Raw genomic sequence first — 18,078 nt, 5'->3', positions numbered from 1 at the left:
GCTTGTTCGGCGCACTTGATCGGCGCCCGATTTCTTCATATTGAATATTGTATTCAAAATACAAGTCAAGGTCTGATTAACACATGCCGTTGGAAACCGATCTGGAACACCGATTGAAGAAGGACATCGAAGGCGAGGTTTTCTGCGACCGGTTCAGCCGCGGCCGCTACGCCACCGATGCCTCGGTCTACCAGATGTTTCCGCGCGCGGTGGTCGTGCCGAAAAACTTTGCCGATGTGGAAGCGACCCTGGCGATTGCCCGCGAAGCCGGTATTCCGGTCCTGCCGCGCGGCGGCGGCACGTCCCAATGCGGCCAGACCGTCAACGATGCGATCGTCATCGACTTTTCCAGGCATCTGAACCGGATCGTCGAGATCGACCGGGAGAACCGGACAGCGGTCGTGGAACCGGGTCTGGTGCTCGATCACCTGAATTCCGCGCTGAAATCCGACGGCCTGTGGTTTCCTGTAGATGTATCGACCGCATCGCGCGCGACCCTCGGCGGCATGGCGGCGAACAACTCCTGCGGCGCGCGCTCCATCCGTTACGGCATCATGCGGGACAATGTGAGCGCAATCGATGCCCTGCTCGCCGATGGCAGCCATGCCCGTTTCGAAGAGACGTCCCGTGATGTTGCCGGCCTCAATGCGCTCAAGCACAACCAGCAACTGCTCCGCGACCTTCTGGACCTCGGTGAGCGGGAACAACAGGAGATCAGGGAAAAGTTCCCCGATCTCCTCCGCCGGGTCGGCGGCTACAACATCGATGCGCTGATGCCGAACGGCGCGACCAACAAGCTTCATGAACTGCTGGTCGGCTCGGAAGGCACCCTTGCGGTCACGCGGCAACTGACCCTGAAACTCTCGCCGGTGCTCGGCAGGAAGGCGCTCGGGCTATGCCATTTCCCGACCTTCTACGAGGCCATGGACTGTACCCGGCATCTGGTAGACCTCGGCCCGACGGCGGTTGAACTCATCGACCGCAACATGATCGAGCTTGGCCGCGCGATCCCGCTGTTCAAGCCGGTGGTCGACGAATTCGTCCGGGGCGAACCGGCGGCGGTGCTGATGTTAGAATTCGCCGAGGACGATCAGGGGGAAAACCTGCGCCGGCTGGCAGCCCTGCACGATCGCATGGCGGACCTCGGCTACAGATGGGGCGATCCGGGCAAGAAGGAAGGCGGTGTAGTGGACGCCGTCGATCCGGCCTTCCAGTCCCGCATCATGGAGGTCCGCAAGCAGGGCCTCAACATCATGATGTCGATGAAATCGGAAGGAAAACCTGTCTCCTTCATCGAGGATTGCGCGGTCCGGCTGGAGGACCTGGCCGAATACACGGACCGTCTGACCGGCATTTTCGGGAAATACGGCACGGAAGGAACCTGGTACGCCCATGCCTCCGTCGGCACGCTTCACGTCCGCCCGGTCCTGAACCTGAAGCTCGATCAGGATGTGAAAAAGATGCGCGCCATAGCCGAAGAGGCCTTCGAGATGGTGCGGGAGTACAAGGGCTCCCACTCCGGGGAACACGGCGACGGCATCGTGCGCTCCGAATTCAACCGCCCCATGTTCGGCGATCGGATGATGCGCAACTTCGAATGGGTCAAGGACCGCTTCGATCCGGACGGGGTTCTCAATCCGGGCAAAATCGTCCGCGCCCCGAAGATGGATGACCGCTCCCTGATGCGCTACGCGCCGAACTATTCCGTCCCCGATATCGAAACGGTGTTCGACTGGTCCGATTATCCGGGTGCGGCCGGCGGGTTTCAGGGCGCAGTCGAGATGTGCAACAACAACGGCGCCTGTAGGAAGATCGCCGACGGCGTCATGTGCCCCTCCTACCGGGTGACCCGCAACGAAAAAGACCTGACCCGCGGGCGGGCCAACACCCTTCGTCTTGCAATTTCCGGCCAGCTCGGTCCGGATGCCTTGACCTCCGACGACATGGCCGAAACGCTGAAGCTGTGCGTGTCCTGCAAGGGCTGCCGGCGCGAATGCCCGACGGGTGTCGACATGGCGAAAATGAAGATCGAAGTGCTGGCCGCACGGGCGAAGAAGCACGGTGTCGGCTTGCGCGAGAAACTGGTGGCCTATCTGCCGCGTTATGCCCCGCTCGCGTCCCGCCTGCCCTGGCTCATGAACCTGCGCGACCGGATCCCTGGCCTCGCCCTGTTGTCGGAAAAAATGCTTGGCCTGGCGGCGAACCGCAAACTCCCAAGTTGGCGTAGCGACTGGATCCGGCAGCCTGAAGGAACCGAAGGAACGCCGGACGTTCTCATCTTCGTCGATACGTTCAGCCGCTATTTCGAGCCGGATAATATCCGCGCCGCCGAAACAGTCCTGCAGCGCGCCGGTTTCAAAGTCGGACAGGCCGTCGCGCAAAACGAGGAGCGCCCGCTTTGCTGCGGCAGGACGTTCCTCTCCGCCGGACTTGCAGAAGAAGCCCGCGCGGAAATGCTGCGCACCGTCACGGCTCTTGCCCCTGCCCTGGAACGCGGAGCCACGGTGATCGGGCTGGAGCCGTCCTGTGTCCTGACATTCCGGGACGAGGCCCCGGCCCTTCTCGGCGACGCATGGAAGGCGGACTATGCGGACCGGTTCCTGCTGTTTGAGGAATTCATCGCCAAGGCAGCAAGCGACGGCCGGTTCGACCTGCCGCTCGCAGCCCTGCCCCAGCAAAAAGCCCTTGTCCACGGCCACTGCCACCAGAAGGCGTTCAACACGCTCGGCGCACTGCAAAAGACCCTCGGACTGATCCCGGACCTGAAGATCGAGGTCATCCCGTCGTCCTGTTGCGGCATGGCCGGCAGCTTCGGCTATCAGGCCGAAACTCTTGACATCTCACGGGCCATGGGCGAGTTGAGCCTGCTGCCGCGCGTTCGCGAGGCCGGCCAGGATACCCTGATCGTTGCCGGCGGCACGTCGTGCCGTCACCAGATCGAGGATGGCGCAAACAGGAAAGCGGTCCATGCGGCGCGCCTGTTGTGCCAGGCGTCGGACCCAGGCGGCCATGTAGCAGGATAAGATCATGTCGTTGAACACCGTCATCCCGATCCCCCGCCGCACGCTCCATGACGAGCTGGTGGACCGGTTGCGCCACATGATCATCGAAGGCGAACTGGCCCCGGGCGAAAAGCTGTCGGAAAAGGACATCTGTGCCCTGTTCGACGTTTCCAGAACGCCCTTGCGCGAGGCCATGAAGGTGCTTGCCAAGGAAGGCCTGATCCAGTTGATCCCGAACCGGGGCGCCACGGTCTCCAAGCTGACCATGTCAGATCTCGAGGAAGCCTTCCCGATCATGGGCGCGCTTGAGGCGGTCTCCGGCGAGCTGGCCTGCGCCAACATAACCGACCAGGAAATCAGCCGCATGGAACGGCTGCACAAGGATATGGTCGACTGCTTCAAGGCCCGCGACATGAGCGGCTACTTCCAGCGCAACGAGCAGATCCACAAGCTCATCCTGGACGCCGCCCAGAACCCGACCCTAGTTGAAATGCAGCGCAGCCTTTCCGGGCGGGTCCGCCGGGCCCGCTACATGGCAAACATGTCGGACGAGCGCTGGGCACAGGCCGTGGCCGAGCATGAGGAGATCCTCAAGGCGACGAAGGAACGGAACGGTCCCCTGCTGGGCTCCCTTCTGAAAGCCCACCTTGCCAACAAGCTTGCCTCGGTGCGCGCTTCGCTCGCGGAATAGCTATCGGTCTCAGTGAAGACCGGCAGACCGGATTAAATCAGTTTCGACAGGCGCTGAAAGAACGACAGGACCACCTGTTTCCGGTCGAGATTGAGGGCTTCCGTATCGCCCGCCATCCGGTTGGCCGCTTCCCACAATTCTGCGAACGGCAACATGTCCGCCGCGTTCCCGCCCGAAACCTGACGCATCCGTTCGTGCAGCCACATGCGCCAGATATGCAGGAAGGCTTCCCAGTTGTCGTCCTGGTTGCGGGCAGCGACCAGGTCTGCGAGCCCGTGCAGGGCCGCGACATCGACATTCGGCACCTGTCCGGCCAGTGCGGTAAACCCCTTGGCAATGGCAAGACCGTCGCCTGCCAGAAGTGTCAGGGCCGAGCGCAGGCTTCCGTCGGCAAAACGCGTCAGTTCCCGCAAGGCTTGCGGATCGGCGGTCGCTTCGGGCGCCAGCTCTGCCAGGCCTTCGGCAATTTCCGTTTCGCTCAAGGGCGTGAGATCGAGCCGCCGGCAGCGCGAACGGATGGTCGGCAACAGCCGTCCGGGTGCGTGGGACAGGACCAGGAACAGGCACCGCGCCGGCGGCTCCTCGAGAACTTTCAGCAAGGCATTTGCCGAGCTGGCGTTCATGTCATCGGCGGCATCGACAATGCAGATCCGCCACGCAGACGAAGAGGCTGTGGTTCCGAAAAAGGACACCGTCCGGCGCACCTCATCGACCGGCAGTTCCGTCTTAAACCGCTTGTTCTTTTCGTCCCACGGGCGCCGGAGGTGCAGCAGGTTGGGATTGCCGCCGGACGCCACTTGCAGAAAAACCGGATGCGACGGCGGCAGGCCAAGATCGGTTGCGGCGGCCACTTCCGCGCCGAACCGGTCCGGATGAGCGATGACGAAGCGGGCGAAACGGTAGGCCAGCGTCGCCTTGCCGATGCCTTTCGGCCCGCCGAGGATCCAGGCGTGATGCAGGCGTTCGGACCGGTAGGCGTTGAGAAGCGCCCTTTCGGTTTCCTGATGACCGATCAGCCGCGCCCGTTCGCGCGGCAAAGGCATTCCTTCCAGCCGGTCCGCTTCCGGGGCATCCATGACGTCAGCTGCCCGCGCCATCTCCCGCCTCCACCGGTTCGGGCGTCTGGTCGGCCTGCGGCAATTCCTCGATAAAATGGGAAAGGACCGCTTCCCAGATCTTTTCCTCAACCGCATCGGGGCTTTCACGGCCATCGATGACGGCAAAACGCTGCGGTTCCTTGCGGGCAAGGTCGAGAAACAGGATCCGCCGGCGTTCGTGCACCTTCATCTCTTCGTTCTCGAACCGGTCGGGGGCGGCTCCGGCCGCGGTTTCGGAACGGCTGGAGACCCGCGACATGCCGATATCGGCCGGCACGTCGATGAGGATCGTCAGGTCCGGGCGTACGCCGGCGACGGCCGCGGTTTCCAGAAGGTCCAGATAATTCGGATCGACGCCGGCTTCGCCCTGATAGACACGGGTTGAATCCGCGTAGCGGTCGCACAGCACCCAGTCGCCGCGGCCGAGCGCCGGAATGATGGTCGTATCCACGTGATCGGCGCGGGCGGCTGCAAACAGCATGGCTTCGCCGCGCGGCCCCAGATCGCGCGCCTCGCCGCTCAGCAATATCCTGCGTATTTTTTCCGCGCCCGGGGACCCGCCCGGCTCCCGGGTCACCACCACGGTGCGGCCCAGGCCTTCCAGCCGTTTTCGCAACCGGTCGATCTGGGTGGATTTGCCGGCGCCCTCGCCGCCTTCAAAGGTGATGAACCGTCCCTGCACTTATCCGCCAATCCCGGCTTTTGCCCGTCTGTCTTTCATAAAGCCTTCAGAGCCAGCCGAACAGCAATTCCATCAGGCCGTCCAACGCCTTTTCCTGCATGTTGCCTTCCGGAACCGCAGCGCCGGTTTCCAGCGGCGCGCGGTAGACGATGCCGTTCTCGCCGATCACCCGCAGTTCTCCCGCAGCCGTTCCGGCCGATACGGGGGCCTTCAGCGGTCCCGAATAAACAACGCGCAACCGATAGTCCAGCGTCGTCCCGCGCGGCAACAGGACCGATACATCCTCGCTTGCAACGAGCGGTACGTCCGACCGGGTTCCACCGAACACACGGGCATTGGTGATCGTTTCTCCGCGGGAATAGAGCTTGCTGATGCCGAAATATTCCCACGAGCCTTCGATCACTTCCTTGGCTGCCGCCAGACGGGCCTTGTCGCTGGGAAGACCGGCGACAGCGGCGATCACCCGCCTGCCGTCGCGTTCGACCGAGGCAAGGGCCGCATAGCCGTCCTTTTCGCTCTGCCCCGCCCCAAGGCCGTCCTGCCCCCGGATTTCCCCCAACAGCGGGTCCTTGTTGCGCTGAAAGATCTTGTTCCAGGTGAAATCGGGCTGGGAAAACATCGGGTAGTAGGCGCGATGATGCTCCAGGATGTAGTCGGCCAGACGAACCATATCGCGCACGGTGGTCTGCGACACCTCGCTCTCATAACCGGTCGGATTGGCGAAACGGGATCCGGTCATGCCGATTTGCCGGGCAAGGGCCGTCATGCGCTCGGCGAATTTCGCCTCGCTGCCGTCGAGACATTCGGCAAGCGCAATCGCTGAATCGTTGCCGTTTTGCACGATCAGTCCCTGAAGCAGGTCCAGGACCTCGATTTCCGACTTGATGGCTGCGAACATCGTCGTTCCGCCGGCCGGGGCTCCGCCCGTGCGCCACGCGTGTTCGCTGATCCGGCATTTGGTATGGGGAAAGATCTCCCCTTCCGAAAGGGCGGCAAAGACGGTTGCCGCGGTCATCACCTTTGCCAGGGAACCGGGTTCGAAAGGCTTGTCCGCTTCCTTGGCAAACAGGATCGTCTTGCTTTCAGGCTCGAAGAGATACGCCATCGGCGCACTGGTCTTGAGCGTCTCCGCATGCGCCACAGGCACAGGCAGAATGAAACCGCCCGCCATGAAACAGGCCGCTGCGATCAAGACCTTGAAATAAAGCACCAACGGCTTGCCAGCTGAGGGCATGCGTCGACCTCCCGAATCCGGATCAAGAGTCGCCTGCCCGGTCGCCGGGTGCAAGCGTTTTCGATCTCGATTCAGCCGGTTTTCAATTCGTGTTCCGGGCAAGTCTGGACAACGGCACCGATCCCGCGGCCATGCCTGAAACCGCTTCGTACGCTGCATTGATCCGGGTGTTGGCGCTATAGGACGAAACCGCGCTTCCGCTCAGCAGATTGCGCGGTGTGCCGGGAGCAGGAACACGCAGCACGCCAAGCGTACCGGGAGCTGCCCCGGCCGGGGCCGGTTCCGCGTAGGCTGCCGGTTGCGAGCGGTAGGCCGATGCGGGGACCGGTGCGGCCTGCGAAACATTGGGCTGCGAAAACGTATTGGCAGACGCGACAGTGATGGTCGACCGGCTGGCCTCGAACGCCAGCGCCGGGTCGTAGGCGACCTGATAGGTCGGAGCCGGGTCAGACGCCGACGCAAGCAGGACGGATCCCCCATAGGGCCGCGGAGCCGGTGTCGGCGCCGGACCGAAGACCGGAGCGGGAGGCGTTGCCTGCGCCATGAGGGTGCCAGGCACCGTACCGCCCGGGGTAACTGCACCCGGACCGCTGTAGGAGGCCATCAGGAACGCCTCGTCGTGGCCGTCCATGCGTGCGCGGCCCACATATTCGACCTTCACCTTGGCCACGCCGTGGCTCTTGGTGTCGAGCATCGTAGCAACCCGTTCCGACAGGTCGATAACCCGGTTTCCATGGAACGGCCCACGGTCATTGACGCGCACGATCATGGAACGGCCGTTGCTCATGTTCGTCACCTTCGCATAGGACGGTAACGGCATGGTCGGGTGGGCTGCGGTCAGGGCATTGCGGTCGAAAATTTCGCCGTTGGCGGTCTTGCGACCGTGGAAGGTCGGACCGTACCAGGACGCAAGGCCGACCTTCTTATAATTCGGATCGAGCTTCGGATAATACCATTTGCCGGCAATCTTGTATTTCTTGCCGACGATGTACCGTCCGCCGCCCTTGGGCACGGGTTTGCCTTCGGCAACCATCCTGGGGCTGCCTTTGACACCGTATTTTTTCGGGCTGAATTTGGCTTTCTGAACCGGCCCGGTCGTGCCGCAGGCTGCGAGCAAACCCGCTGCCATGACAACCACAAACCCGGTTTTGAGCTGCGCGCCAAGCGACGACCACCGGTTTCGGCAACCGGTTTCGATCAGCGAGCCGTTATTACCGGCCGCATTTTCACTTGTTGCGGTTTTCGAGCAGGCAGCATCCATGCCACCTTCAACGCCCATCCCTAGCATCCCGCCGTCCTACTCACTACGCGTTGGCGGCCCCGTGCACACGCGATTCCGTCTAGCACACAAAATTCTTGCATCCGACACGCCTCGTTTCCCCTTCCCGGATGAACCGAAAGCTGCCGGACAACCTTCATGCCTGGCCCCCGCTCAGGCATTTGTTTCAGCTACTAGCACGAATGTTCTTACTGCAAAGTGAATGCCCCGTCGAGATGCGGTAAGGGCGCGATGGCGATTATCCCATGGTCAACGCAGGTATTTTCGACCCGATATCCTGGATTTTCGCCGGGAACCCGGACCCATTCGGCCGGATTCTGACGCCATCGACCGGTTTGTGATGCAGGTCACAGAGCGAAATCCGATACCGGCCTAGTGTGACCTTGTTGCTAGCGACCGCCCTGTCGCGAAGCATGCTGGGCTCACCGCCCAGCCTTGGCCGCCGGTCTCTACCCTGCCCACGACACCACGACCGGCGGCCTCCCCTTTCCAGACCTCCACACCCCAGCCGGCACGCCTTTCCCCAGGGCGTGCCGCCGTTGTCGGCTCATGCCTCTTGACTTTATGAGCGGAACACTGGAAACGGGACCGACGGAAGAGTGGCCGAGTGGTTGAAGGCACCGGTCTTGAAAACCGGCGTGCGGGCGACCGTACCGTGGGTTCGAATCCCACCTCTTCCGCCATTTTTTTGATTGTCCGATGTCCGCCCCGAAGACATAGGTAACAGTTTGTACCGGAGACATGGGTTACAACCTCGTGCCGGACGGGTTGTCGGTTGTCTGCAGCGCTCTCTGCTCCAGGTCGATGTATCCCAGATCACAACCCCAGCTCGCTCAATGAGGCGTGGGCGTCCGGTCGACGGCCCTGGGGCCAGTGGAACAGGCGGTCCGCCTCATCGATGGGAACATCGTTGATGCTGGCGTGGCGCGCGGCCATGAGGCCGACTTCGTCGAATTCCCAGTTCTCGTTGCCATGGGAACGAAACCACCGGCCGGCGGCATCCCGCCATTCGTAGACGAAACGCACGGCGATCCGGTTCCCCTCGAAGGCCCAGAGTTCCTTGATCAGGCGATATTCCTGTTCTTTCCGCCATTTTTCGGCAAGGAAATCGACGATTGCCGTGCGGCCGGTCAGGAACGTGCTGCGGTTGCGCCAGCGGCTTTCCGGCGTGTAGGCGAGCGAGACGGTCTCGGGATCGCGGCTGTTCCAGGCGTCTTCGGCAAGGCGCACCTTCCAGGCGGCAGTCTCGGCGGTAAATGGGGGAAGCGGGGGACGGCTCATCTGCGGCTCCATCGGCGTTAAGCGGCGGCGGACGTGATGCCCGCCGCCGGAGGGCGAGGATCAGGCGGCGACGCCTTCGGCTACGGGGAAGTCGATTTCCGTCCGGGCCACCTCGTTGAGGTAGTTGGTCCAGATGTTCAGGGCGACGTGCTGGACGATTTCGATGATCTGCGCATCGTCATAACCTGCGGTACGAACGTCACCGAGATCGGCATCAGAGACGCGGCCCCGGTTTTCCGCGACCTTCATGGCGAAAACCACCGCGGCGTTGGCCTTGGCGTCGTTCGACCGGCCCTTGCGGTTGGCCGCGATTTCTTCCGGCGACAGCTTGGCGAGATTCGCGCCGAGATAGGTGTGGGCCGAGAGGCAATAGCCGCAGCCGTTGTATTGCGCTATGGCCAGCGCGATCCGTTCGCGTGTGGCGGCCGGCAGGCGGCCTTTTCCGAGGGCGCCGAAAAGGCCGAGATAGCCTTCCAGCGCAGCCGGGCTTTTCGCCGCAAGGCGGAACAGGTTCGGAGCGCTGCCGAGCTGCTGGGTCACCTGTTCCAGAAGCGGCCGGGAGGCCTCGGGGGCAGCGTCGATCGTAGCGGGGATATCAATGCGGGACATAACTGTCTCCTTGGGGTTGGCTTTGAGGCCCCCAAGATATGAATTTCATTTTTTGTATGCAGATGGTATTTTCGGAAACTTCCCTCTCGAATTTTGAGAACATGACCGACCGTCTCGATTCCATGTCCATCCTCATTACCGCCGTGGACGCCGGCAGCCTCTCGGCCGGGGCCCGCGAACTGGGGACGCCGCTTGCCACGGTCAGCCGGCGCGTGGCGGAACTGGAGGAAAAGCTCGGCACACAGTTGTTGCTGCGGTCCGCACGCGGTCTGGTGCTGACCGATTCCGGCACGGCCTATGTCGCGGCCTGCCGGCGCATACTGGAGCAGGTGGCGGAAGCCGAGCGCACCGCTTCCGGCGAATACAGCGCCCCCAAGGGACGACTGACCCTGACATCGCCGATCGTGTTCGGGCGGTTGCACATGGTACCGGTGATCACGGAGTTCCTGAAGGCCTACCCGGACGTGGACGTCCGGCTGGAACAGTGCGACCGCCTGGTGAGCCTGCAGGAGGAACAGATCGACGCCGCGATTCGCATCGGCCATTTGCCGGACAGCAGCCTCAGGGCGCGCCGGGTCGGGGACGTCCGCTGGGTCGCCTGCGCCAGTCCGGCGTACCTGGCGGCGCGGGGCCGGCCGGAGCGCGCCGAAGACCTCGTCGATCACGATTGCATCACCTTCGAGAACCTGATGTCCGCCGACCGGTGGCGGTTCGGAGACGGGCGGGACGAACGGTATGTAAGGATCCGGTCACGGTTGATCGTCAACACGGCGGAAGCCGCCATAGATGCGGCCAAGGCCGGGCTCGGAATCACGCGGGTCCTGTCCTATCAGGTTGCCAAAGCGCTGGCCGACAAGTGCCTGGAGATCGTCCTCGAAACAGAGGAGCCAGAGGCCTGGCCGGTCAACATTCTCTACGGAAACGGGCTCGTCCCCCAGAAACTTCGCACCTTTATCGATTTCGCGGCCCCGCGCCTGACGTCCACGCTCTCCGGAATTGCCGGAAAAGGAACGAAGGCGTCTATTTAGCGGTATATCGTTCCTATGCCCTTGCTTTCGGCTGCTTGAGTGCTTTCTTTTTTGCACTACCGCCTTCGGCTGCTTGAGTGCTTTCTCCATTGCACTACCGCCTTCGGCTGCTTGAGTGCAGGAAACAGGCCGTACTTCGCCTGTTTCAGGCGCCTGCGGAGCCGACTGTCATGCCGCAGCAGACATAAAGAACCTGTCCGGTGACGAAGCCCGAGCGGGCGTCGAGCAAATAGCTGACCGCATGAGCGACGTCCTGCGGTTCACCGACCCGGCGGACCGGTATGGCTTCGATGATCGTTTGCGTTCTGGGCGCACCGGGCGGATTGGCCCGGTCGAACAGCTCGGTGCGGATCGGTCCGGGGCCGACGGCATTTGCCGTAATCCCGTATTCACCCAGTTCCAGCGCCCAGGTCTTGGCCATGCCGATCAACCCCGCCTTGGTGGCGGAATAGGCGGTGCGCAGTTCCTTGCCGAGGGCGGCCCTTGAGGCCATGTTGACGATCCGGCCGAAACCGGTCGCCCGCATGCCCGGGATCAGCGCCTGCGCGCATTGCATCGCGGAGCGCAGGTTGAGGGCAACGACCTTGTCGAAGTCGTCCAGCGTCTGCTCGGTGACGGAAGCCGGGGCGACCATGCCGACATTGTTGACCAGACGGGTGATCGGCCCGCCTTCAAGGGCGCGTTCAAGCGCATCAGCCGTCTCCGCCGGATCCGAGAGATCCGCCCGAATGCCATCGCCGATGCGATCGATGATGACCGGCTCATAGCCGTCGCTTCGGCACCGCTCGGCGCAAGCCGCTCCGATCCCGGCGGTCCCGCCGGTGATGAGAACCCGCTCCGTCATACGGTTGCCACCGGCGTCACCGGTGATCCCACGGCTCCGGGGAGCCGGAGCGGCGGGGCCGTCAGAAGAAAGCGGTTGCGCCGATGTTCCCGCAGCCAGGCCGCCAGCGGCGTCAGATGCCAGAGTTCGCCGAGCGGAATGCCATTCTTGAACAGGCAGTGCTCATGCAGGGGCAATGTCGAACAACAGGCCGTTTCGCACGGGCGTGCCGGATGGGCCTCGACCGCGTAATTGTCGGCGATCAGGGCTGCCAGTCCGCTGTCGGTGATCCAGTTCAGCAGCCGGCCGTCACGGCCATCGAGCACGGCGCAGGAATTGTGCAGCCTGTGCGGATCGGGCGTCCGTCCCATCTCAAGCACCATCTGGGCAAAGCCGGTGTGAAGACAGACCATGTCGCCCTGTTCGATGGCGACGCGGTCCTGTTCGAGGATCGGCATCAGGATATCGTAGCCGACATGGGTATGCGCATCGCCGAGATGGGCGTGAAGATCGACCATGACGGCCCTGCCCTGGACGCCATGCGCGGCCATGTTCTCGATCCCGAGGGCCCCGGCATTGGAGGTGCTCTCAGGCTTCAGCCCGACGTCTATCCCCGCGTCGTCCGGCGATGCGGGCCCGGTGATCTCCACACCCGCACGGAAGCCGTTGTAGAAGACGTGTTCCAGTTCGCCGTCGCCGTCCACGTCGAACTGCCCGCCGACATGGGCGAGCGAATCCCACTGGGTCGAATATTGCAGGTGCAGGATTGCCAGATCGTCGCAAAGAACATCGGTCGATCCGCTGTCCGGACCCAGGGTCGCGTTGAAATTGACCTGGCCCTCGCGCAGGGTCGGCCGGAGGATCGGCGGCCTGCGGCGCGGGTTCAGATCGCTGCCGCCCGGATAATCCAGCGGGAGCGACAGGCAGAAGGCGATGCCTTCTACGGCCTCCGCCAGACCCTGGCGCAGCTTTTCCCGCGTGATCAGGTTCAGGCGCCCCAACTGGTCGTCAGGGCCGAAGTCGCCCCAGTTGGATCCTTCCGGCCGATGTGTCCAGCGCCGAGCCGCCATCGTCTACTCCCCTTTGTTTTTTTGCCAGTCTATGCCCGCCCTCCCGGACTGCAAGTCCCGTTTCATCTGCGCGGAACAGGATGTTTCCTTAACCGCATCCCCCGGTTCTGGCTGCGGGATACGGCTGGGCTCAGGACAGACTGTCCGCCATCAGCTGGTCCGCAGCCCGGCTCAGATGGCGCTCCTTGTGGTTCAGAAGCATGAAAGAACGGGCCGGAAGTTCGAAGTTGACACAGGCAAGCCCGCCGGCCGCTATCCAGGGGGCCGCGGCGGCGGCCGAGACGGCGCTTGCCACCTGACTTGAGCGAACCGCGGACAGAACAGCCTCGTTGGAAGGCAATTCCATGACGACATCCAGCGAAGCCGGACGAACGCCCATCCCGTCCATTGCCGCTTCAAAGGCAGACCGGGTGCCGGATCCGGGCTCGCGCAAGACCCAGGATGTCTTTTCAATGAGTTCCGCAGGCGCGACCGGCCTGCCATTTGCGAGCGGATGTCCGGGCCGTGTCACGATCATGAGCGCATCGTCCGCAATATGGCGTTTGCGCAGAAGAGGATTGTCAAGCTCGCCCTCGACATAACCGATTTCCGCAGCACCGGTTTCAACCGCCTTTGCGACCGTCTCGGTATTGCCGATGGAGAGCGAAAGCTCGATGCCGGGATAACGCGCGTGGAAGCGCATCAGGACGCCCGGAAGCCAGTAACTTGCGATGGTCTGGCTGGCAGCTATGGAAAGTATGCCGCGCTGGAGCCCGCCCAGTTCGCCCAGGAAGCGTTCGGCGGACCGCATCCGCGCCAACGTCGCCTTCGCCTCTTCCAGGAAGAGCCGTCCTTCGGCCGTGATGACAAGGCCGCGCCCGACCCGGTCGAACAGTTGGACGCCGTAAAAGTCTTCAAGTTTGCGAACGGCCGAACTGACCGCCGATGGCGTCAGGTGAAGGGCCTCGGCCGCGCGGGTCAGATGTTCGCGTTCCGCAACGGCCACGAAAATTGTCAATTGCTCGAACGTCATTGCATTTGGCTTTTTATTCTATTTTGCCAAACGATCTATATCATATTATCTGATTTTTTCTGACATTGAAAAGAAGCATTGTGCGCCGCATTCAACCTCTCGGAAGCACAAACGATGCCCCTCTCCCCGCAAATGCAACGTCTCCTCACCACGCGCACCTTCCAGCTCCTGCCCGGGCTGGCGCTTTCGATCCTGGTCTCCGCGGCGGCTTTTGCGGCAGAGAGGCTGGAGGTGCAGCTGACAGGCGGAAAATTTGTCGAGAACCTGGTGCTGGCCATCGTAATCGGGACGGTCGTGCGGACTTTCGTCCCTCTCTGGAAAGGCGTGGAAAGCGGCATAGCGTTTTCGGCAAAGCGGGTCATGGAAGCGGCGATCGTGCTGCTGGGGGCATCCATCAGCCTGCAGGCTTTGGAGGCAGCCGGATTTGCGCTTGTCGGCGGAATCGTCGCCCTCGTCGCGTTTGCAATTCTGGCAAGCTACATCCTTGGCAGGACCTTCGGCCTCAATCGCAAGCTGGCCATGCTGGTTGCCTGCGGCAATTCCATTTGCGGCAATTCCGCCGTGGCCGCGGTGGCACCGGTCATCGATGCCGAAGGCGACGATGTTGCCGCGGCGATCGCTTTTACAGCCGTCCTGGGGGTCGCCGTGGTTCTTGCCCTGCCCCTGGCGCTCCACACCTTCTCCATGACGGCTTCACAATACGGCGTTCTATCGGGCCTGACGGTCTATGCCGTCCCGCAGGTGCTGGCCGCGGCCCAGCCCGGCGGCCTCATCGCGATGCAGACCGGCACGCTAGTGAAACTCGTCCGGGTTCTGATGCTCGGACCTGTGTTGCTGACGCTGGCCATCGGCAAAGGCAGGGAAAATGAAACCACCGTTCGCCTGAGCCAGATCCTGCCCTGGTTCATCATCGGCTTTGCTCTGTTGATGGGATGCCGCTCGGCGGGCCTCATTTCAGAAGATCTCGTCGCACCGCTCGGGTATATCTCCAACGTGCTGACGGTCATAGCCATGGCGGCCCTTGGCCTCACGGTCGACATCCGGTCAGTCCTGCACGCGGGGGGACGCGTCATTCTGACTGCAAGTCTCTCAATCTGTATGCTTGTCGCCAGAAGCCTCGGACTGATTGCCCTGCTTCATATCCACTGATCCAGATGTCCTTACGCCAATCCCGCGGACGGACAGAGCGAACGCCACACTGTGGAGCGGGACACCGGCCCTGAACAAGGACCTGCCTTCGGGAACGTTGTCAGCAGACCTGCGCAGCCTGTTGCAACATACCGTCATCCATATCCTTGACCAGATCCGCAATCGACGTCGTTTCCAGAGGCGTAAAGAACTGATCCAGCGCGACGTTCAGCACCTCCTTGAACTTGCAGCAATGGAAAATGCTGCAAGAACCCGGATCGCCGAAGCATTTCACAAGACAGAAATCCGTCTCGAACATCCGGATCACTTCCGCGAGAAAAATCTTCTCCGGCGGCTTGTTGATCCAGATACCGCCGCGCCGGCCGGGGGTCGATGCGATCATCCCCGCTTTTCTGAGTTCCTGGACGGCAGCTACCACTTGAGATCGATGCCCGATATAGCGCTCTACCAAGTCATCGATAGAGATTTTCGCCCCTTTCAGGAGGGACAGGTGGATCAGGATTTTGACGGCTATATCGGTGCGTTCAGTAAAACGCATTGTTAACATCCTAGCTCGTTAAGATTGTCACTGAGCCACCACTCAATTTTTAATCTACACATATAACTACCAGATACATAAATTATCGTATCGGTATAATCAGTAAAACCATATATTTTTTTTGTATGATTAACAACGAAGCGTGACGTATAGCTATTTATGATATGAGTTATATATTTTTATACTACACGCCCACGCTGTATACTAATATTAATTATATATACTACGTAGGAAATACCCATGTTTTCCCCTGACAGGCATGAACTTCGCGAATATATCGATTTCATTGATCTAAACCGCCAAGATATTATTGCCGCCCGGAGCGCCTGGGTTGTCATCCGCCCCAATATAGATGATGTACTTACGTACTTTTATAGTTCGCAAATAATGAAACAAACTGAAAAGCAATTTCCACGGTTCGATATTCCCACCCTGATCGATAAGCAGATCGCCCATTGGGACCGGCTTTTTTCAGGCGGTCTTGACGAAGAGTACGTAAGCCGCGTCAAGAGAATAGGATCAGCCCATCGGCGGCTCGATATCTCGCTACCTTATTACATCATTTCTTATGGGCTATTCTTGAATGAGTTCGAACGAATTCTCCGATTTCACCATAAGAATCAGAAGGATACGCTCGATCTCATGTCCGGTATCAGAAAATTCATCTTGCTGGATCTGGCAATCGCCTGCTCTGGCGATAATGCCCAACTTGAGGCATGAGTGACTTTAAGAAGCCTAAATAATTTGAGCCAACTATGAATTCTGGGGATATTTCGAATTATGTCGAAGTCAAACGGATAGTTCAGGTGCTTTGAAGCTTATTCGGCGGGCAACGGGCCGGCTGTATGATATATCCAGGGCGGACCGCAGCCCGCCCCCTGTCCGCCGGTGTCGGATCGGCTCAGTTCGCCGCCTGGGCCAGAATTTTCATAAACTGCTGCGCATCGGTTCGAAGCGTATCCGTATGCCGGCCGAGGTCTTCGGCAGATGTGCGCACAATATCCGTCACGCCGGTTACCTGGGTCGACGCCTCCGTAATTCCGGCGATAGACCCCGTGACCGATTGCGTCCCACTAGATGCCGCCTGAACGCTCTTGCTGATTTCGCCAGTCGCCTCTTTCTGCTGTTCGACCGCAGCAGCGATGGAAGCGGAAATTTCGTTCATGCGCGCAATTGTCTGGTTCACGCTGTCAATTGCACTGGCGGACTGATCGGTTGCGCCCTGAATGTCCTCGATCTGGTCTCCGATCTCCGACGTCGCCTTTGCCGTCTGGCCGGCAAGCTCTTTCACTTCTGCTGCAACGACCGCAAAGCCCTTCCCCGCCTCCCCGGCCCTTGCGGCCTCTATTGTGGCGTTCAAGGCAAGCAGATTGGTCTTTTCGGCAATGTCGTTGATGAGACCGACGATCTCGCCAACGCGATTGACTGCCTGGGTGAGAGAGGTAACCGATTCAATCGCCACCGAGCTCTGCGCTACAGCCGTATCGGAAATCTCATAGGACTCGGTCACCTGGCGCCCGATTTCCGTAACAGATGCCGCGAGTTCCTCAGCCGCAGCGGCCACCGTTTGGACGTTGTTCGCCGCATCCTGCGAACTCAGGCTGACGGTGTCGGCCTCCGTCCGGGTGCGTTCGGTCGCGCTTGTGAGCTGAACCGAGGCATCCGCAAGCTTGTCGGTCGCGGCTGTCAGTTGGCCGGTCGAGGACACGATGGAGCTTTCGAAATCCGCGCTCAGGCGCTGGATCGTTTCCCGGCGGTCGCGTTTGCCTGCTTCGATATAGACGGAAAGCGCGAGATCCATGTCGAGCATTGCCGCCTTGACGATGGCGGACCGGAGGCGCTTGTTGTCTTCACCGGACTTTTTGTTGAACGCCTGCCATGCCTTGCTGCGCGCAATGGTGTCGCACAATCCGCAAATCAGAAAACTATACGCACCGATGTACCAGCGCGGCTCCAGGCCCAGCTTGTTGTGCACTTCGCCGATCGCAGTCACCGATCGCACATAATCCTCATCGAACCGGCCATCCAGAATAATGCCCCAATGGCGTATCTGTGCGGCCTTCGCATGCTCTATATGCGCCTGGTCCTTGAAAAAGCTTTTTGTTTCCGGAAACTGGCCGATATGATCATAGAAACGATCGAGTATTTCAGGAATAACAGAGAGCACTCGCTCACGGTTACTGGTTAAAGCATTCAGATGCTCTTTGCTCAACCCGATAAACGTAAGTCGTTTATTGTCGGTTGTATTTTCCCCTTCAGGCTTCATAATTTCTGCCCCTTAAAAAAAAGCCTTTCGTAGGGGAATACTCGGACTCCTATACTTAAAAAGATATTTATCCATGTCATTTATAACAATAACTATACTTATAATTGCAACCTTTTGGCGAACCGAACACGGCGCCAAATAGGTCTGCGAAATATCCGGATTTCTACCTACATATTGAAATCACTGATTGAACGTATGGCCCGCCCCGTCTGCAAGGGGTAATTTGAAGATTGCTCTGTTCAGTCTGCGTCAACGTATCCGGTCTCGGGGTCGAGCCCCGGCCAAGATGGAGATCCGCGCAGTCTGGTCCTCATAAT

Annotated in this window: 16 protein-coding genes and 1 tRNA gene; 6 read left to right on the top strand and 11 right to left on the bottom strand. The window is 60.8% G+C overall.

What is annotated here, in order from left to right; translation table 11 throughout:
- Positions 1–83 precede the first annotated feature (83 nt).
- Positions 84–3,023: an FAD-binding and (Fe-S)-binding domain-containing protein gene (locus tag HK439_RS04870; protein ID WP_190290265.1), complete on the top strand. Its 2,940-nt coding sequence runs from the start codon at positions 84–86 to the stop codon at positions 3,021–3,023.
- 4 nt (positions 3,024–3,027) lie between these two features.
- A complete protein-coding gene (locus HK439_RS04865) occupies positions 3,028–3,693 on the top strand; it encodes a GntR family transcriptional regulator (RefSeq protein WP_190290264.1) in 666 nt (221 codons plus the stop codon).
- A gap of 32 nt (positions 3,694–3,725) precedes the next feature.
- On the opposite strand, the gene HK439_RS04860 is transcribed toward HK439_RS04865, so the two are convergent.
- The 4 genes from HK439_RS04860 to HK439_RS04845 form a co-directional block, all read right to left on the bottom strand.
- Positions 3,726–4,790, bottom strand: coding sequence for a DNA polymerase III subunit delta' (locus tag HK439_RS04860; RefSeq protein WP_190290263.1), 1,065 nt, complete (start codon positions 4,788–4,790; stop codon positions 3,726–3,728).
- Positions 4,774–5,472, bottom strand: coding sequence for a dTMP kinase (gene tmk / locus HK439_RS04855; RefSeq protein ID WP_190290262.1), 699 nt, complete (start codon positions 5,470–5,472; stop codon positions 4,774–4,776). Before tmk ends, HK439_RS04860 begins: the two co-directional genes overlap by 17 nt.
- A gap of 46 nt (positions 5,473–5,518) precedes the next feature.
- On the bottom strand, positions 5,519–6,706 hold the full coding sequence (locus HK439_RS04850; RefSeq protein WP_209011570.1) for a D-alanyl-D-alanine carboxypeptidase family protein: 1,188 nt from the start codon (positions 6,704–6,706) through the stop codon (positions 5,519–5,521).
- Positions 6,707–6,788: 82 nt separating this feature from the next.
- On the bottom strand, positions 6,789–7,985 hold the full coding sequence (locus tag HK439_RS04845) for a septal ring lytic transglycosylase RlpA family protein (RefSeq protein ID WP_419247574.1): 1,197 nt from the start codon (positions 7,983–7,985) through the stop codon (positions 6,789–6,791).
- A gap of 593 nt (positions 7,986–8,578) precedes the next feature.
- Here HK439_RS04845 and HK439_RS04840 point away from each other — a divergent pair.
- Positions 8,579–8,668: transfer RNA gene (locus tag HK439_RS04840), tRNA-Ser, on the top strand.
- Between the two features lie 133 nt (positions 8,669–8,801).
- On the opposite strand, the gene HK439_RS04835 is transcribed toward HK439_RS04840, so the two are convergent.
- Positions 8,802–9,266 carry a DUF1348 family protein gene (locus HK439_RS04835; protein ID WP_190290261.1) on the bottom strand — a complete coding sequence of 155 codons (465 nt, stop codon included), beginning with the start codon at positions 9,264–9,266 and terminating at the stop codon, positions 8,802–8,804.
- A gap of 60 nt (positions 9,267–9,326) precedes the next feature.
- Positions 9,327–9,875 carry a carboxymuconolactone decarboxylase family protein gene (locus HK439_RS04830; RefSeq protein WP_190290260.1) on the bottom strand — a complete coding sequence of 183 codons (549 nt, stop codon included), beginning with the start codon at positions 9,873–9,875 and terminating at the stop codon, positions 9,327–9,329.
- 101 nt (positions 9,876–9,976) lie between these two features.
- On the opposite strand from HK439_RS04830, the gene HK439_RS04825 reads away from it, so the two are divergent.
- Complete coding sequence (locus HK439_RS04825; RefSeq protein ID WP_190290259.1) at positions 9,977–10,903, top strand: LysR family transcriptional regulator; 927 nt, start codon at positions 9,977–9,979, stop codon at positions 10,901–10,903.
- A gap of 145 nt (positions 10,904–11,048) precedes the next feature.
- On the opposite strand, the gene HK439_RS04820 is transcribed toward HK439_RS04825, so the two are convergent.
- The 3 genes from HK439_RS04820 to HK439_RS04810 form a co-directional block, all read right to left on the bottom strand.
- Complete coding sequence (locus tag HK439_RS04820) at positions 11,049–11,747, bottom strand: SDR family oxidoreductase (protein ID WP_190290258.1); 699 nt, start codon at positions 11,745–11,747, stop codon at positions 11,049–11,051.
- Positions 11,744–12,796 carry a cyclase family protein gene (locus tag HK439_RS04815; RefSeq protein WP_190290257.1) on the bottom strand — a complete coding sequence of 351 codons (1,053 nt, stop codon included), beginning with the start codon at positions 12,794–12,796 and terminating at the stop codon, positions 11,744–11,746. The genes HK439_RS04820 and HK439_RS04815 overlap by 4 nt, the downstream gene beginning before the upstream one ends.
- A 130-nt stretch (positions 12,797–12,926) precedes the next feature.
- Positions 12,927–13,808 (bottom strand): LysR family transcriptional regulator, encoded by an 882-nt coding sequence (locus HK439_RS04810; RefSeq protein WP_190290256.1) that lies wholly within the window; start codon positions 13,806–13,808, stop codon positions 12,927–12,929.
- Positions 13,809–13,922: 114 nt separating this feature from the next.
- On the opposite strand from HK439_RS04810, the gene HK439_RS04805 reads away from it, so the two are divergent.
- Positions 13,923–14,957 (top strand): YeiH family protein, encoded by a 1,035-nt coding sequence (locus HK439_RS04805; RefSeq protein WP_190290255.1) that lies wholly within the window; start codon positions 13,923–13,925, stop codon positions 14,955–14,957.
- A gap of 100 nt (positions 14,958–15,057) precedes the next feature.
- Here the strand turns inward: HK439_RS04805 and HK439_RS04800 are convergent, their stop codons facing one another.
- Complete coding sequence (locus HK439_RS04800; protein WP_190290254.1) at positions 15,058–15,495, bottom strand: RrF2 family transcriptional regulator; 438 nt, start codon at positions 15,493–15,495, stop codon at positions 15,058–15,060.
- A 240-nt stretch (positions 15,496–15,735) separates the two neighbouring features.
- Between HK439_RS04800 and HK439_RS04795 the strand changes: the two genes are divergently transcribed.
- Positions 15,736–16,215: a protoglobin domain-containing protein gene (locus HK439_RS04795; RefSeq protein ID WP_190290253.1), complete on the top strand. Its 480-nt coding sequence runs from the start codon at positions 15,736–15,738 to the stop codon at positions 16,213–16,215.
- Positions 16,216–16,396: 181 nt separating this feature from the next.
- Here the strand turns inward: HK439_RS04795 and HK439_RS04790 are convergent, their stop codons facing one another.
- Positions 16,397–17,761 (bottom strand): globin-coupled sensor protein, encoded by a 1,365-nt coding sequence (locus HK439_RS04790; RefSeq protein ID WP_190290252.1) that lies wholly within the window; start codon positions 17,759–17,761, stop codon positions 16,397–16,399.
- Positions 17,762–18,078 lie beyond the last annotated feature (317 nt).

It is taken from the genome of Roseibium aggregatum (genome assembly GCF_014692675.1).
Lineage (GTDB): Bacteria > Pseudomonadota > Alphaproteobacteria > Rhizobiales > Stappiaceae > Roseibium > Roseibium aggregatum_C.
This window is presented reverse-complemented; position numbering and strand designations above follow the sequence as displayed.